A 16,170-nucleotide genomic window follows, 5' to 3' on the forward strand; every position below is an offset into this window, starting at 1 on the left:
GTGAAATACACAGTCGAAAGTGATATTGGACGCAAGCGTTCAATTAACGAAGACCGTGCCGCATTTGTAACACGTGAGGATGGTCTTCAGATGGCGCTAGTTGCTGACGGTATGGGCGGTCATAATGCAGGTGATGTGGCCAGCCAAATGGCAGCAGAAGAAGCGCGTGAGTTATTTTTACAAGCAAAACCCAAAAGCTTTGCAACGAGTGATAAAAAGAAAGAATGGCTACTCGAAACTGTAAAAAAATTAAATAAGACGTTATACCGTTATGCAAGCAATAATCCTGATTGTAGCGGCATGGGTACAACGCTTATTTTAGTGCTGATTGATGACTTACATTGCTTAATTGCGCATGTTGGCGATAGCCGTGTCTATCATTTTTATGATAACAAGGTAAAGCAAATTACGAAGGACCATTCGTATGTAAATGCACTTGTGGAGAGCGGCGAGATTAGTGTAGAAGAAGCGAAAAACCACCCAAAGAAAAATGTCATATTAAAAGCGCTAGGCACGGATATTCGTGTAGAGCCAGATATTTATGAAATTACATTAACAAAGCACTCTTATGTGCTTGTTTGTTCAGACGGACTAAGTAATAAGGTAACGATGCGTGCAATGGGCGCTGTTATTTTTGCTGCGATTTCGCTTGAGGATAAAGGTAAGCAATTAGTACAGCTTGCTAATGAAAGCGGTGGCGAGGATAACATTTCCCTCGTGCTTCTAATGAAGGAAGGGGAGGGCTGATATGTTAGAAGGTAAACGAATTAATGACCGCTATAAAATCATTAAAATGATTGGCGGTGGCGGGATGTCGAATGTGTATTTAGCACATGACATTATTTTAAACCGCGATGTTGCCATTAAGGTAATGCGCTATGATTTTTCTGACCAAGACGAACTACAGCGCCGCTTCCAACGAGAGGCACTGTCAGCAACGAGCTTAACGCACCCCAATATTGTTGATGTATACGATGTTGGAGACGAGGGCAACCTGCATTATATTGTAATGGAGTATGTAAAGGGCAAAACGTTAAAGCAGTATATCCAAGAGTACGCACCAATTTCTCCCGCGCGCTCAGTTTATATTATGAAGCAATTAACATCAGCTATTGCACATGCACATGACAATGAAATTATACATCGTGATATTAAACCTCAAAACATTTTGATGGACGAAAATGGCGATGTCAAAATAACAGACTTTGGGATTGCAATGACGCTATCAGCAACTGCCTTAACGCAAACAAACTCTGTATTAGGCACTGTGCATTATTTATCACCAGAACAGGCACGAGGTAGTGGTGCTACCCATAAGTCTGATATTTATGCGTTAGGTATCGTACTATATGAGCTGTTGACAGGGGAGTTACCCTTTTCAGGAGAATCTGCAGTATCTATTGCCTTAATGCATTTACAAAGCGAAACACCTTCTGTACGTGCGATAGATGCAAGCATCCCGCAAAGTTTAGAAAACGTAGTACTACGTGCGACAGCGAAAGATCCTTTTAATCGCTATGCTTCTGTTGAAGCTATGCATGAGGATTTAACAACAGTATTATCGCCTGCTCGTGAAAACGAAGCGCCATTTCGTGTCGCAATTGATGACGACGAGACAAAAGCTATGCCTGTCATTAAGGACGTTCCTTTAAATAAAACGACAGACTTGAGCAAAACAGTAGAGCTTGATGCAACACCACCTGTAAAAGATGAGGAGCCATCACATAATCGTAAGCGTTGGCGCTTTATTATTATTGGTTTATTTATAGCTGTTGCTGTGCCATTAATTGCAGCGTTATTATTTTCTGATACCTTTCAACCTAAAAAGTCACCTGTACCAGATGTGACAGGTTTAAGTGTGGATGATGCCACGAAAATGATTGAGGAGGCAGGCTTTTTAGTAGGTGATACTGTAGAGCGTCATGATAGTGACATCGAGGAAGGCAAAATTATTGAGACATCACCAAAATCAGGCACACTTCGGATGAAGAATGCAGATATTGATTTGATTATTAGTAAGGGCGAGGCATTAACTGAAATGCCAGATTATACAGGGCGCAAGTATGAGCAATTAAAGAAAAGTATTGATAAAGAAAACTTTAAGAGCGTACGTATTGAAGAAGAATACGATGATACGGTTGTAGCAGGTGTTATTATTACGCAGGACCCAATGCCTGGTAAAGAAGTTACGATTAAAGATACAGATCTTGTATTAACCGTTAGCAAAGGGCAGGATAGCATTACAGTAGCAGATTTAACTGGCTATAATAATGCTGCACTCGAAAATTATGCGCAGTCTTCTGGCTTGAAAATCCACATAGGTGGAGAAGAACACTCTGACAGTGTGCAAAAGGGTAATGTAATTCGACAATCACCACAAAGTGGCTCAAGCTTAGCTAAAGGATCAACAATTAGTGTAACGCTTTCTAAAGGTCCAGCTGCAAAACCTACAAAAACCTATATTCAAACGGTAGATATCCCTTATGAAGTAGAAGAGCCACAAGAGCAAGAAGACGTTGAAGGTGAGGATGAGGCTGATAAGGAAGACAAGCCAAAAGTGCCACAGCCAAAGCGTAAAGTATTAATTTATGTACAAGATAAAGGGCATACAATGGCAGACCCACTCGAAACACTCGAAATTAATGCACCAACAAAATACCGAGTGCGTATGGAAGTCGAGCAAGGGCAAAAAGCCAGCTTCCGTATTATTAGCGAAGGCAAAGTCATTGCCGAAGAAACAATCGCGTACGACGATATTTAAGGAGGGTTTTAATGGCAGAAGGACAAATCCGTAAAGCATTAAGCGGCTACTACTATGTATTTGATGGTGAGCAATTAGTGCAGTGTCGAGGACGCGGGATATTTCGTAACCGCGGTGAGTCACCTTTAGTCGGTGATTTTGTAGAGTATAGCAATGAAACAGCGGGGTCAGATGGCGCTATTGAAGCCATTCTACCACGTCAAAATGAATTAGTACGACCACCTATTGCTAATGTTGACCAAGCATTACTCGTATTCTCTGTAAAAGAACCAGATTTTAATACAGGGTTATTAGACCGTTTTTTAGTAGTTTTAGAGTCGTATCATGTTGAACCTATTATTTGCTTAACTAAAATGGATTTGCTAACAGCGTCAGAGCGTGAGCAAATCGCAGCGTATGTACAAGCTTATGAGGATATTGGATATAAAGTAGTCACAGCATATATTGATGAGCCAACCTTAATGGAAAAGTTAACGCCAATATTGGTTGGTAAAACAACGGTATTAGCAGGGCAATCAGGTGTAGGTAAATCAACATTACTCAATACATTATTGCCACAACTCCAATTAAAAACAGGCGAAATCTCACATAGCTTAGGGCGCGGTAAGCATACGACACGTCATGTAGAATTAATTGAGGTAGCAGGTGGATTATTAGCAGATACACCTGGCTTTAGCTCATTTGATTTTGATACAATTGAGCGTGAGGAGCTCACGCAGTGCTTCCCGGATTTAGCTAAGTATGCGGAGCATTGTAAGTTTAGAGGTTGTTTGCATAAGCAAGAGCCAAAGTGTGCCGTTAAGGCCGCTGTTGAAGCAGGCGACATTGCAGATTACCGCTTTAAGCATTACGAACAAATTTTACAAGAAATTATGGATAGAAAGCCGAGGTACTAACATGATTAAAATTGCACCATCTATTTTAGCAGCCGATTTTGGTAAATTAGTTGAAGAGGTAAAGGACGTTGAACGCGCAGGCGCTGATTTAATTCACGTTGACGTAATGGACGGTCACTTTGTACCAAATATTTCATTTGGTTCAATCGCTATGGATGCGATTCGCCCACATACGGACTTACCACTGGATGTACATTTAATGATTGAAAACCCAGACCAATATATTGAGCAGTTTGCTAAAGCAGGCGCAGCGTATATTACGGTGCATGTAGAGGCATGCCCGCATTTACACCGTACGATTCAATTAATCCGTTCATTTGGTGTTAAGCCAGGCGTGGTATTAAATCCACATACACCAATCGAGTCAATTCAGCATGTGCTAGAGGATATTGATATGGTGCTATTTATGACGGTTAACCCTGGTTTTGGTGGACAGAAATTTATTCATTCTGTTGTGCCTAAAGTAGCCGCACTCTCAAAAATTATTAAAGAACGTCAGCTATCAATTGAAATTGAAATTGATGGGGGCATTAACGAAGAAACAATCATTCCTTGTGCAGAAGCAGGAGCTACTGTATTTGTAGCAGGCTCAGCCATTTACAATAAGGAAGACCGCGCCGAAGCTTTACAAGCCATTCGCAAAGCTGGAGAGCTTGCGTTAGCATGACGCGTGTTATAATTTGTGCAGGAGGTCCAGTTGAAGAACTGTGTGACCTCCTTTCTTATGTCAATAAAGAGACTGTGGTCATCGGCGCAGACCGAGGTTCTCTTTATTGCATAGCGCAGGGCATCACACCAGCGATTATGATTGGTGATTTTGATTCTGTTACAGCTGAGGAGTGGCAACAATTACAGCAAACAAACGCTGAGATTGAGCGCTATCCTGCAGAGAAGGATGATACGGATACCAATCTAGCTTTACAACGGGCGCTTGCCTTAACGCCAACTGAGGTCATTGTGACAGGCGTGACAGGAGGGCGGTTAGATCATTACGAAGCAGTGTTGCGTAAAATTTATGAGTTACAACAAGATTATCCACATATCACATGGCAAATTGCCAGTAGACGTAACCACATCCGTTTCTTATTGCCAGGCACTACAAAGCTGAATAAGAGTGCCCTCGCTTATGTTTCATTTTTTGCGTATGGTGGTGATGTGAGCAGTGTGACAATCCGTGGCCTAAAATACGAGACAACAAATGAGCCAATGCCACTAACATGTGGTTTATTTACAAGTAATGAGTTTATAGGTGAAGCGGCAACGATTTCTTTTGAAGAAAATACAATTATGATGATTATGAGTGAGGATTAAGCGATGCAAGCACATCAACGATTAAAAGGATTCAACCTTGTTTACTTCGGTATGTTAGCGTTGTTCATTCCATTTTTACCTGTATTTTTAAGCGAGCAGGGGTTAACTACTAAGCAAATTGGTTTTATCGTCGGAACAGGTGGTTTTGTGACGATTGTTACGCAACCACTTTGGGGCATGATTAGTGATAAAACAAAAGCGATGCGTAACGTATTGCTTGTATTACTAACGCTTGCGACAATCCTAGGTTATTTATTATTTACAGCTGAGCAATTTGGTATGTTGGTGGCATTTTCCATGGGCGTTTATTTCTTTTTAATGGCTATAGACCCCCTAACAGAGAGTTTAAATTTCACTATTGCAGAGCGTGCAAAAATTAGTTACGGTGCCATTCGTACATACGGAGCGCTTGGTTATGCTTTAGCCTCACTTGCGGCAGGTTATGTTATGAATTGGTTTGGCATGAGTAGTATTGCCATATTTTTTGTGGTACTTGGTGTGTTAGGTATTGCCATTATGACAACAATGCCCAATGTAGCAGCGTCCTCATCACCAGTAACACTAGGTGCACTTACTACCTTTTTTAAGGATAAAAAGACAGTACTCTTTTTACTACTTGTCTTTATGAGTTCAGTGCCAGCACGTATGAATGATACTTTTTTAGGCGTACACATCCGTGCATTAGGTGGCTCTACAGAGCAAGTTGGTCAGGCATTTTTCTTTGCGGCAGGCAGTGAGATTATAGTTTTTGCCTTAAGCTTTTGGTGGTTACGTAAAGGCAAGGAGCTATTGACAATTACCTTTGCTGCATTTTTCTTTTTTGTACGTTTTTTTGTATCAGCCTTTGTTACAGATCCACAAATATTAGCGTTTGTTCAGGTGTTACAAATGCTAACTTTCCCGATTTTTTACACAGCAGCTATTCAATATTTGTATCGCATTGTACCAGTAGAGTGGCGTGCAACCGGGCAAACCATTTTAGCTTTATTGTTCTTTGGTCTGTCGGGCATTATAGCCTCATACGCGGGAGGCGTGCTTTATGACGCTGTAAGTGGGCAAACTTTTTACTTTGTGCTTGCTAGTATTTCATTCATTAGCACACTATTCGGTTTAATTTTATACAGAAAATTTGAATTTAAATAAAAAATTTCGCTTTCTCAAACTATAGCTGAGAAAGCGTTTTTTTATAAGTTTAATGGGTTAACTGAAAATTTTTAGGTTGTAAAAAGGTAAAAACATACAAAATTATGAGATAAAGCGCAAAAATTACGAATAATAAGCATTTTTGGAATAGATAATGTTATTACGATAGGTGAAATATCATGCTATATTGGATGATGATAAAATTCGACAATGTGTTGAAGTATTTTAAGGAGGCCATTCATGGAGGCAGAGAAAAAGGGGTTTTTCCAGAAATTCCTCAATGTAATTGAGAAGACGGGTAACCGTTTACCTCACCCTGTCACACTATTCTTTTTATTAGCAGTTGGTGTGTTAGTTTTATCAGCAGTGGTATCTTGGCTGGGCATTTCAGTTGAGCACCCAGGTAAACCAGGAGAAAATGTTGAGGTTGTTAACTTACTAAATGGCGAGGGTATTCATTATATCTTTACAAATTTAGTACCAAACTTTACAGGCTTTAAGCCATTAGGTGTTGTACTTGTAACAATGCTTGGTATTGGTGTAGCTGAAGGTTCAGGCTTAATTAGCGCAATTTTACGTGGCTTTGTCATGTCAGTGCCAAAACGTTTCATTACATTAGGTTTAGTATTTGCAGGGATTATGTCATCTGTAGCTTCAGATGCAGGTTATGTTGTATTGCCACCACTAGGTGCGATTTTATTCCTAGCTTTAGGGCGTCACCCAATCGCTGGTTTAACTGCGGCATTTGCTGGGGTATCAGGTGGTTTTAGTGCCAACTTATTATTATCTGGTACTGATGCATTACTTGGTGAGTTTACGATTATGTCAGCTGAGATCATTGACCCAGCTTACGCAGCAAATATGACGATTGCAATGAACTATTACTTCATTGCAGCATCTGTACTTGTTTTAACATTCGTAGGTGCTTGGGTAACAGAACGTATCGTAGAACCTCGTTTAGGTGAGTATCAAGGTAAACATACGGAAACAATGGATAAACTAACACGTGCAGAAATTAAAGGTATTGTATGGGCATTTGTAGCCGCACTTGTTGCATCAGTACTGTTTGCATTACTTGTGTTACTACCAGGTGCACCGTTACGTGGTGTAGAAGGTGAGATGCCAATTGTTAAGTCACCATTTATGAAAGATGGATTAGTGCCAATCTTAGCGATTTTATTCCTTGTCCCAGGTATTGTTTATGGTATGGTTACAAAAACGATTCGTAGTGATAAAGATGTAGCTAAAATGATGGCAGATACGATGTCTTCAATGGGTATGTTTATTGTACTATCATTTGTTATCGCACAATTTGTAGCGTACTTTACAACATCAAACTTAGGTTTAGTACTTGGTGTTTACGGCGCAGAATTTTTACAAAGTATTAGCTTAACGGGTATCCCGTTACTTATTCTCTTTATTTTAATTGCGGCATTTATTAACTTATTTATTGGTAGTGCTTCAGCTAAGTGGGCAATCATGGCACCTGTTTTTGTGCCAATTATGATGCGACTTGGTTATTCGCCAGAGCTTACACAAATGGCTTACCGTGTTGCTGACTCATCAACCAATATTATTTCGCCGTTAATGACGTATTTTGCGATGGTTATTGCCTTTGCTCAGAAGTATGATAAGAAGATGGGGATTGGTACATTAATCTCGGTTATGTTCCCGTATTCAATGTTCTTCCTATTATTCTGGACAATTACATTAATTATTTGGATGCTTCTAGGTATTGATTTAGGACCAGGCGCGCCGATTTACTATACGCCATAATAAAAATGAGCTGCATATAAGCAGCTCATTTTTTTGTACAACGAAAAAAGACGCAGCGATTAATCGCTACGTCTTTTTTATAAGCGTTTATTAAACGCGCTCTACTTTACCTGATTTTAATGCACGAGCAGAAACCCATACACGTTTCGGTTTACCGTCAACTAAGATACGAACTTTTTGAAGGTTGGCACCCCAAGTACGTTTGTTAGCGTTAAGAGCGTGCGAACGGTTGTTACCAGTACGCGCGCGACGTCCAGTAATGACACATTGTTTTGGCATGTTGTGTTCCCTCCTTACTGTCAAATGCTGAAAAGTTTTCAGTTCGATATTTCACATACCATAATAATTTAACATACAGTTAAAATCAGTGCAAGACATTTTACACAACCTTTCAAGAAAAAAGCCTTTACACCATAAAATTGTGACAGCAAACTATCGCGAATAATGGTGTGACGTGTTATATTGCTTAAAGCAAAATGAAAATGGTACAATAGATTTTAGTGAAAATGAGTCAAGGAGGCATTGTTATGTCAATCGAACTTAAAAGCGAATTTGGCCAAATTGATATTTCGAACGATGTTGCCGCGCAAATCGTAGGAGGCGCAGCAATTGAATGTTACGGTATCGTAGGGATGGCATCTAAGCATCAAATTAGAGATGGCTTAACAGATATTTTACGAAAAGAGAATTTTGCAAAAGGTGTTATTGTACGCCCGCAAGAAGATGGCTTACATATTGACATGTATATTATCGTGAGCTACGGCACAAAAATTTCTGAAGTAGCTTATCAAGTACAATCTAAAGTAAAATACACAGTAAATAAAACATTAGGCATGGACGTAAAAGCAGTAAACATTTATGTGCAAGGCGTGCGTGTTATGAACGTATAAGGAGGAACTTTTACTAATGCAGTTTTTAGACGGAGTAAAGTTTGCCGAAATGGTGCAAATGGGAGCGCATCATTTATATCAAAATGCAAACTACGTAGATTCTTTAAACGTGTTCCCTGTGCCAGACGGTGATACAGGTACTAACATGAATTTATCAATGACCTCAGGAGCAAAAGAAACCGAGACGCAGGCAAGTGAGCATATCGGTAAAACAGCACAAGCCTTATCTAAGGGATTGTTAATGGGCGCGCGTGGTAACTCGGGCGTTATTTTATCGCAATTGTTCCGTGGATTTGGTAAATCAATTGAATCACTAGAAAAAATCGATGCAAAACAATTTGCACAAGCTTTCCAAGCAGGCGTAGATACAGCATATAAAGCTGTAATGAAGCCGGTAGAAGGCACAATCCTAACAGTAGCACGTGTCGCAGCTGAAAAGGGTATGCAACTTGCTGAAACAGAGACAGATATTATTGCGTTAATGGAAGGCTTCACAAAAGAGGCTAAAATTGCGTTAGATAGCACACCAGATTTATTACCTGTATTAAAAGAGGTTGGTGTGGTTGATAGTGGTGGTCAAGGTCTTTTATTTGTGTATGAGGGCTTTTTAGCATCACTTAAAGGTGAGGCATTACCAGAGAAAAACGATGCAACATTAAATGATTTAATTAGTGCAGAGCATCACCGTGTACAAGATTTTATGAGCACAGATGATATTGTCTTTGGTTATTGTACAGAAATTATGGTGCGCTTTGAGGACGATAAAGAGCCGTTTAACGAAGATGATTTCCGTAATGCATTAGCAGAGCTTGGTGATTCATTATTAGTTATTTCAGATGATGAGGTAGCTAAAGTGCATGTGCATACCGAAACACCAGGTAACGTTATGACAATTGGTCAAAAATACGGTAGCCTTATTAAAATTAAAGTTGATAATATGCGTGAGCAACACTCAGCAATTGTTAACGAGGAGCAACCCGCTACGAAGAAAGAAACACATCCCTATGCGATTGTAACAATTGCGATGGGTGAGGGTGTAGCTACGTTATTACGCAGCATAGGCGCTTCTTATGTTATTGAGGGCGGTCAAACAATGAACCCTTCAACAGAGGACATTGTAAAAGCGGTAAAAGAAATTAACGCAGAGCGCGTGCTAATTTTACCAAACAATAAAAATATTGTTATGGCAGCAGAGCAGGCAGTAGAGTTACTTGATATTGAAGCGGCAGTTGTCACAACTAAAACAATTCCTCAAGGGATGGCGGCAATTTTAGCGTTTAACCCAGAGGCAAGTGTTGAAGACAACCAAGCAACGATGACAGAGGCTTTTGCAGATGTGAAAACAGGTCAAGTTACTTTTGCAGTGCGCGATACATCAATTGACGGTGTCGAAATCCATAAGAATGACTTTATGGCATTAGCGGAAGGTAAAATTATTGCTTCAACGAAAACAATGGCAGAGGCGGCACAAACTGTAGCAACGCAGCTTGTGGATGAGGATTCAGAAATTGTAACGATTATTTTCGGTGAGGACGCAACAGAGCAACAAGCTGCTGAGTTAGCAACGTTTATTGAATCATTAAATGAAGATGTTGAGGTAGAGCTGTTTAACGGTAAACAGGCACTGTACCCATTCATCATTTCAGTAGAATAATAGTAAGAAGCGGTGACGTCATGTCACCGCTTCTTTTTTTACCAATCACGCTCACGCAATGCTTCCTCAATGTCTAGTGTAATTGTATAGTGATCAAGCATCGTCATTACAGTCTCCGCAATGTCCTCACGTGCCACCGTTTCAATTTCACTATTATGCGCGTAAAATGTCTCAGCCAAATCGTTGATACTACTAACAGCCACATCAAGGGCTTGTTGTACACGTACTAAATCCTCGCTGTGATGTTGCATTACTTGCTCAGCTGTTTGCAAATAGTTTTTAATGCGATCCACCAAAAAATTGGGGTAGTAATCATCACGATACATATCTACTAAATAAAGTTCTTCCTTCATAAGCTAACCTCCTCTATAACCTGTCTATTATTTGTACCATAACCGCAAAATTTCGACAATATGCACAAAAGTTCTTATTTTATTTGTTTCGTGATAAAATAATGGCAACGTAAATGAAGGAGGGTGCAAGATGAAATTTACATCCGTGTTTGATATTATTGGGCCTGTTATGATTGGTCCGTCATCATCGCATACAGCAGGCGCCGCACGTATTGGTCGGGTGGCACGTGATTTATTTGGTCGTCAACCAAAGCGCGTAGCCATCCATTTGTTTGGCTCGTTTGCCGAAACGTATAAGGGGCATGGCACAGACGTTGCTATTATTGGTGGTCTACTTGACTATGACACATATGATGAGCGCATTAAAACATCGTTTGCTGATGCAGAGGCGCAGGGATTAGCGTTTGAGTTTATTCCTGAGACGGCACATACAGAGCACCCTAATACGGCGCGTATTGTGATGGAAGACGACGAGGGCGAAATGTCTGTTGTTGGGATTTCCATTGGCGGCGGTAAAATTGAGGTAAGTGAAGTGAACGGCTTTAAGCTACGCTTAACAGGCGGCATGCCAGCTATTTTAGTTGTGCATGATGACCGTGCGGGTTGCATTGCGAATGTGGCTAACTGTTTAGCTATGCATAGCGTAAATATTGGTCATATGGAAGTATCACGTATTGAACGAGGGTTAACGGCACTGATGGTAATTGAAGTTGACCAAAATATTGAGGATAAAGTGCTACAGCAAATATCCTTAATTCCAAATATTAATAAAGTATCAAAAATTAATACGTAGGAGGCGCTAGAGATGGATGTATTATTTCACAACGTTAGAGAGCTTGTAGAACGCGCCGAGCTTGAACAAAAAAGTATCGCAGCATTAATGCAAGAGCAAGAGGCAACGATTATTGGGCGTTCAATTGATGATATTCGTGCCCAAATGAAAAATAACCTCGCTGTGATGGAGGCTGCAGTTGAGCGTGGGTTAAAAGGCGTGCAATCTGTAACAGGTTTAACAGGAGGCGATGCCGTACTCATGCAAAAGTATATCGCTAGCGGTAAAGGTTTAGCGGGAGATATGTTGCTTGATGCAGTGAGTAAGGCAGTAGCAACGAATGAGGTAAACGCAGCAATGGGCACAATTTGTGCTACACCAACAGCAGGCTCAGCAGGCGTAGTGCCAGGTGTGCTATTTGCTGTTAAACAAAAATTACAACCTACAGAAGATCAAATGATTGATTATTTATTTACTACGGGTGCTTTTGGCTTTGTTGTAGCTAATAATGCCTCGATTTCAGGAGCTGAGGGCGGTTGTCAAGCTGAGGTTGGCTCTGCAGCAGCAATGGCAGCAGCAGGTGTTGTTGAAATGGCAGGCGGTACGCCACAACAATGTGCAGAAGGCTTTGCGATTACTATGAAAAACATGCTAGGCTTAGTATGTGACCCTGTGGCAGGTTTAGTCGAAGTGCCATGTGTTAAACGTAATGCAATGGGGGCAGCTAATGCAATTGTAGCCGCTGATATGGCACTAGCAGGCATTACAAGCCGTATTCCTTGTGACGAGGTTATTGGTGCTATGTTCCGTATTGGGCAGTCTATGAGTCCAAATTTAAAAGAAACGGCTCGCGGAGGGCTAGCGGCAACACCAACAGGTCGCGCATTAGCTGCAAAAATATTTGGAGGAGCTGTTACGCAAGGTGAGTGAAGGCATTCAACAATCCATAACCGTCATAAAAGGTGTCGGCAAGGAAACGGCAGAAAACCTTAACACGCTCGGTATCGAGACAATTGAGGATTTACTTTTCACCTTTCCTGCAAGGCATGAGGATGTACGTTTAAAAGATTTAGCTGAAACACCACATAATGAAAAAGTAACGGTAGAAGCGCGCGTTGAGAGTGAGCCTACCGTTTTTTATACTGGGCGAAAAAATCGCTTACAGGTGCAAATTTTAGCGGGTCGTTATTTAGTGAAGGCTGTGTTTTTTAACCAAGCCTATTTAAAAAACAAATTACATGTTGGTGACATTGTTACGATTACAGGTAAGTGGGATAAAGGTCGCCAAAGTATTAGTGCAACTAAAATTGATTTTGGTCCAAAGACCGAGCAACTTGATTTTGAGCCTGTATACGCACTGCGCGGCAAGGTTACTAAAAAACGATTTGCGACCTTTATTCAAACAGCGCTCGAAACGTATAAGGATGAGATTGTTGATAGCTTACCTAACACATTACGTGAAAAGTATCGATTACTACCGATTGTAGATGCTTTGTATGCTGTACATTTTCCAACGAGCGCGGCACATGCTATGCAGGCACGACGTCGCTTTGCTTATGAGGAGCTATTACATTTTCAACTTCGTATGCAGGCATTACGCCAGTTGCGTTTAGAGCAGGAGGCAGGCACAGCTATTGCCTATGACTTAGCTAAGGTAAAAGCTTTTATTGCGAGCCTACCTTATGAGCTAACGAATGCACAAAAGCGCGTAGTAAATGAAATATTTCGAGATATTAAATCGATGCGTCGTATGAACCGCTTACTACAAGGAGATGTTGGTTCAGGTAAAACGGTAGTAGCAGCGCTAGCCTTATATGCGGCTGTTACGGCTGGTTATCAAGGTGCACTTATGGCCCCAACTGAAATTTTAGCTGAACAGCACGGCGCATCGCTTGCTGAGTGGTTAGCACCTTTTGGTGTACGCTTAGCGCTATTGTCAGGTTCGACAAAGACGAAGGCGCGACGCGAAATACTCGCACATTTGGCGAGTGGTGACATAGATATTATTATTGGTACACATGCGCTCATTCAGCCTGATGTGCAATTTACTAATCTTGGGCTGGTGATTACAGATGAGCAGCACCGTTTTGGTGTAGCACAGCGTAGGGTATTGCGCGATAAGGGCGAAAACCCTGATGTGTTGTTTATGACAGCCACACCGATACCTCGTACTTTAGCCATTACAGCATTTGGCGAAATGGACGTGTCGTCAATTGATGAAATGCCAGCAGGACGCAAAGTGATTGAAACACACTGGCTACGACCAGAGCAGCTGCCATCTATTTTTGAACGACTGGAGCGTGAATTGCAAGCTGGGCGTCAAGCGTATGCCATTTGTCCATTAATTGAGGAATCGGACAAGTTGGATGTACAAAACGCCGTAGAGTTATATGAGCAACTAACGACAGTTTATGATGGCAAGTTTACGGTGGGCTTAATGCATGGTAGATTGCATGCGGATGATAAGGAGCGCGTGATGCGTGATTTTTCTGAGGGGCGCATCCATGTATTAGTTTCTACAACGGTAGTGGAAGTTGGGGTTAACGTACCTAATGCAACGTTTATGATGATTACAGATGCTGAGCGCTTTGGTTTAGCGCAACTCCATCAATTACGTGGGCGTGTGGGACGTGGTGAACATCAATCCTATTGTGTTTTGTTGGCTGACCCTAAAACGGATGAAGGTAAGGAACGTATGACGGCTATGACAGAGACTAATAATGGCTTTGTATTAGCTGAAAAAGATTTAGAGTTACGTGGCCCAGGGGATTTCTTTGGGCGTAAACAAAGTGGTTTGCCAGAATTTAAAATGGCAGATCTTATTCAAGACTATCGTATTTTAGATGTAGCAAGACAAGATGCGGTTGCACTTTTGCATGAGCCAAACTTTTGGCATGATCCAATGTATGAGGGGCTACAACATATGCTAAAAACTAGTGGAGTAGCAGATGGTGAGCGCTTCGATTAAAAAATCGCTTGCAATCTAATTTATGAATTATTATACTGATGTTAGTACCAAGTGCTAATATCTGATAAAAGAAGGTGGCAGTTGACGTGAGAAAACCAAAGAAAGAACGTCAGCAATTGTTAGTAGAAACGATTACTGACAATCCATTCATTACAGACGAGCAGTTAGCCGCACATTTTGATGTGAGTGTGCAGACGATTCGTTTAGATCGAATGGAGTTAGCAATACCCGAATTACGTGAACGTATTAAAGATGTCGCTGCAAAAACATATGAGAATGAAGTGAAGTCTTTACCACTTGACGAAGTAATCGGCGAAATTATCGATATTGAGCTTGATAAACGAGCGTTATCTATTTTTGATGTGGGCGAGGAGCACGTATTTCAGCGTAATGGCATTGCACGAGGACATCATTTATTTGCGCAAGCTAACTCATTAGCTGTGGCTGTAATTGATGATGAACTGGCATTAACCGTACGCGCTGAAATTATTTTCACAAAACCTGTGCGTGCAGGCGACCGCGTAATAACTAAAGCAGTGGTCACAAGACAGGATAGCGAAAAAAATCGCACCTATGTAACGGTGACATCCACTGTGGACAATAAAAATGTCTTTAAAGGCGAATTTGAAATGTATCGTACAAGAGGTGAAAATCAATGATTATTGCAGTAGATGGCATGGGTGGAGATAATGCACCACAAGCCGTAATTGAGGGTGTATACCAAGCACTAGAGGCGTTTCCTGAGTTAACCATTCATTTATATGGACAGCAACAAGTGATGCAACCATATTTAAAGACACATGAACGAATCCAAATTGTAGAGTGTTCGGAGGTTGTTGAGGCAACGGATGACGCGGCACGTGCTGTACGCCGTAAAAAAGATTCTTCAATGGCGCGTATTTTACAAGCTGTAAAAGAAGGGCAAGCGGAGGCTTGCTTGTCAGCGGGGAATACGGGTGCATTAATGGCAGGTGGGCTATTTCAAGTAGGGCGTATTGATGGTATTGCACGACCTGCATTAGCGACAACGCTTCCTACAATTGATGGTAAGGGCTTTTTAATGCTAGATTTAGGTGCAAATGCTGACCCAAAACCAGAGCATTTAGCGCAGTATGCAGTGATGGGCAATGTCTATGCACAAAAGGTGCGTAAACTAGCTACACCACGCGTTGGGCTATTAAATATTGGTACAGAGGAACAAAAAGGCAATGAGCTAACTAAGGCAGCATTTCCGTTGATTCAACAAGAAGCACTTAACTTTGAGGGCAATGTGGAGTCACGTGAGTTATTAAACGGTGTAGCAGATGTGGTTGTTACAGACGGCTTTACTGGCAATATGGTGTTAAAGTCTGTTGAGGGTACAGCTGTAACTATGTTTACGATGCTAAAAGAAGCCTTCACGTCTTCTACTAAAGCTAAGTTAGGTGCTGTGTTAGCCAAGGACGGCTTACGCGGTATTAAAACTAAAATGGATTATACCGAGTATGGTGGTGCAGCGCTATTTGGTTTAAAAGCACCTGTTATTAAAGCGCATGGCTCGTCAAACGCAAAAGCAATTTTTAGCGCGTTACGTCAAGCTAAAGAAATGGTGGAGTATGATGTAACATCTACAATTCAACAAACGATTGCAAAATCAAACTAAAGGG

16 protein-coding genes are annotated in these 16,170 nt (G+C 41.1%); 14 read left to right on the forward strand and 2 right to left on the reverse strand.

The features are described from left to right. From CH76_RS00305 to CH76_RS00335, 7 genes are all read left to right on the forward strand, one after another. Positions 1-747, forward strand: a complete 747-nt coding sequence (locus tag CH76_RS00305) for a Stp1/IreP family PP2C-type Ser/Thr phosphatase (RefSeq protein WP_036141239.1) — start codon at positions 1-3, stop codon at positions 745-747. Between the two features lies 1 nt (position 748). Continuing rightward, complete coding sequence (pknB, locus tag CH76_RS00310) at positions 749-2,761, forward strand: Stk1 family PASTA domain-containing Ser/Thr kinase (RefSeq protein WP_036141242.1); 2,013 nt, start codon at positions 749-751, stop codon at positions 2,759-2,761. A gap of 11 nt (positions 2,762-2,772) precedes the next feature. Continuing rightward, a complete protein-coding gene (gene rsgA / locus CH76_RS00315) occupies positions 2,773-3,657 on the forward strand; it encodes a ribosome small subunit-dependent GTPase A (RefSeq protein WP_036141245.1) in 885 nt (294 codons plus the stop codon). A 1-nt stretch (position 3,658) separates the two neighbouring features. Then, positions 3,659-4,324: a ribulose-phosphate 3-epimerase gene (gene rpe, locus CH76_RS00320; RefSeq protein WP_036141249.1), complete on the forward strand. Its 666-nt coding sequence runs from the start codon at positions 3,659-3,661 to the stop codon at positions 4,322-4,324. Then, positions 4,321-4,968, forward strand: coding sequence for a thiamine diphosphokinase (locus tag CH76_RS00325; protein ID WP_036141252.1), 648 nt, complete (start codon positions 4,321-4,323; stop codon positions 4,966-4,968). The genes rpe and CH76_RS00325 overlap by 4 nt, the downstream gene beginning before the upstream one ends. A 3-nt stretch (positions 4,969-4,971) precedes the next feature. Next, the gene (locus CH76_RS00330; protein ID WP_036141255.1) at positions 4,972-6,111 is read left to right on the forward strand and encodes an MFS transporter; all 1,140 of its coding nucleotides are present in this window, start codon (positions 4,972-4,974) and stop codon (positions 6,109-6,111) included. Between the two features lie 240 nt (positions 6,112-6,351). After that, positions 6,352-7,887 (forward strand): AbgT family transporter, encoded by a 1,536-nt coding sequence (locus CH76_RS00335; protein ID WP_036141259.1) that lies wholly within the window; start codon positions 6,352-6,354, stop codon positions 7,885-7,887. Positions 7,888-7,977: 90 nt separating this feature from the next. Here CH76_RS00335 and rpmB read toward each other — a convergent pair whose 3' ends face one another. Next, positions 7,978-8,166, reverse strand: coding sequence for a 50S ribosomal protein L28 (gene rpmB / locus CH76_RS00340; protein ID WP_036141262.1), 189 nt, complete (start codon positions 8,164-8,166; stop codon positions 7,978-7,980). A gap of 248 nt (positions 8,167-8,414) precedes the next feature. On the opposite strand from rpmB, the gene CH76_RS00345 reads away from it, so the two are divergent. After that, a complete protein-coding gene (locus tag CH76_RS00345; RefSeq protein ID WP_036141264.1) occupies positions 8,415-8,777 on the forward strand; it encodes an Asp23/Gls24 family envelope stress response protein in 363 nt (120 codons plus the stop codon). A gap of 16 nt (positions 8,778-8,793) precedes the next feature. Continuing rightward, positions 8,794-10,431, forward strand: coding sequence for a DAK2 domain-containing protein (locus CH76_RS00350; RefSeq protein WP_036141267.1), 1,638 nt, complete (start codon positions 8,794-8,796; stop codon positions 10,429-10,431). Positions 10,432-10,469: 38 nt separating this feature from the next. On the opposite strand, the gene CH76_RS00355 is transcribed toward CH76_RS00350, so the two are convergent. Beyond that, entirely contained in the window at positions 10,470-10,784 is a 315-nt protein-coding gene (locus CH76_RS00355) for a DUF5713 family protein (protein WP_036141284.1), read from the reverse strand. A 130-nt stretch (positions 10,785-10,914) separates the two neighbouring features. Here CH76_RS00355 and sdaAB point away from each other — a divergent pair, with 130 nt between their 5' ends. The 5 genes from sdaAB to plsX all read left to right on the forward strand — a co-directional run bounded on the left by sdaAB (position 10,915) and on the right by plsX (position 16,166). Further along, positions 10,915-11,577 carry an L-serine ammonia-lyase, iron-sulfur-dependent subunit beta gene (gene sdaAB / locus CH76_RS00360; protein WP_036141298.1) on the forward strand — a complete coding sequence of 221 codons (663 nt, stop codon included), beginning with the start codon at positions 10,915-10,917 and terminating at the stop codon, positions 11,575-11,577. A 12-nt stretch (positions 11,578-11,589) separates the two neighbouring features. Continuing rightward, positions 11,590-12,486: an L-serine ammonia-lyase, iron-sulfur-dependent, subunit alpha gene (gene sdaAA, locus CH76_RS00365; protein WP_036141301.1), complete on the forward strand. Its 897-nt coding sequence runs from the start codon at positions 11,590-11,592 to the stop codon at positions 12,484-12,486. Then, entirely contained in the window at positions 12,479-14,524 is a 2,046-nt protein-coding gene (gene recG / locus CH76_RS00370) for an ATP-dependent DNA helicase RecG (protein WP_081892583.1), read from the forward strand. The genes sdaAA and recG overlap by 8 nt, the downstream gene beginning before the upstream one ends. Before the next feature lie 86 nt (positions 14,525-14,610). Next, positions 14,611-15,183 (forward strand): transcription factor FapR, encoded by a 573-nt coding sequence (fapR, locus tag CH76_RS00375; RefSeq protein ID WP_036141303.1) that lies wholly within the window; start codon positions 14,611-14,613, stop codon positions 15,181-15,183. Further along, positions 15,180-16,166: a phosphate acyltransferase PlsX gene (gene plsX, locus CH76_RS00380; protein ID WP_036141306.1), complete on the forward strand. Its 987-nt coding sequence runs from the start codon at positions 15,180-15,182 to the stop codon at positions 16,164-16,166. Before fapR ends, plsX begins: the two co-directional genes overlap by 4 nt. The last annotated feature ends 4 nt before the right edge of the window (positions 16,167-16,170 follow it).

The organism is Lysinibacillus sp. BF-4 (genome assembly GCF_000743635.1).
GTDB classification, from domain to species: domain Bacteria; phylum Bacillota; class Bacilli; order Bacillales_A; family Planococcaceae; genus Metalysinibacillus; species Metalysinibacillus saudimassiliensis.

Excerpts from the sequence above, each read along its gene's own strand:
- CH76_RS00335 (WP_036141259.1), top strand. The coding sequence starts at position 6,352 with ATGGAGGCAGAGAAAAAGGGGTTTTTCCAGAAATTCCTCAATGTAATT.
- pknB (WP_036141242.1), top strand. The coding sequence starts at position 749 with ATGTTAGAAGGTAAACGAATTAATGACCGCTATAAAATCATTAAAATG.
- rpmB (WP_036141262.1), bottom strand. The coding sequence starts at position 8,166 with ATGCCAAAACAATGTGTCATTACTGGACGTCGCGCGCGTACTGGTAAC.
- rpe (WP_036141249.1), top strand. The coding sequence starts at position 3,659 with ATGATTAAAATTGCACCATCTATTTTAGCAGCCGATTTTGGTAAATTA.
- CH76_RS00355 (WP_036141284.1), bottom strand. The coding sequence starts at position 10,784 with ATGAAGGAAGAACTTTATTTAGTAGATATGTATCGTGATGATTACTAC.
- rsgA (WP_036141245.1), top strand. The coding sequence starts at position 2,773 with ATGGCAGAAGGACAAATCCGTAAAGCATTAAGCGGCTACTACTATGTA.
- sdaAB (WP_036141298.1), top strand. The coding sequence starts at position 10,915 with ATGAAATTTACATCCGTGTTTGATATTATTGGGCCTGTTATGATTGGT.
- CH76_RS00330 (WP_036141255.1), top strand. The coding sequence starts at position 4,972 with ATGCAAGCACATCAACGATTAAAAGGATTCAACCTTGTTTACTTCGGT.
- plsX (WP_036141306.1), top strand. The coding sequence starts at position 15,180 with ATGATTATTGCAGTAGATGGCATGGGTGGAGATAATGCACCACAAGCC.
- CH76_RS00325 (WP_036141252.1), top strand. The coding sequence starts at position 4,321 with ATGACGCGTGTTATAATTTGTGCAGGAGGTCCAGTTGAAGAACTGTGT.
- CH76_RS00350 (WP_036141267.1), top strand. The coding sequence starts at position 8,794 with ATGCAGTTTTTAGACGGAGTAAAGTTTGCCGAAATGGTGCAAATGGGA.
- CH76_RS00345 (WP_036141264.1), top strand. The coding sequence starts at position 8,415 with ATGTCAATCGAACTTAAAAGCGAATTTGGCCAAATTGATATTTCGAAC.
- sdaAA (WP_036141301.1), top strand. The coding sequence starts at position 11,590 with ATGGATGTATTATTTCACAACGTTAGAGAGCTTGTAGAACGCGCCGAG.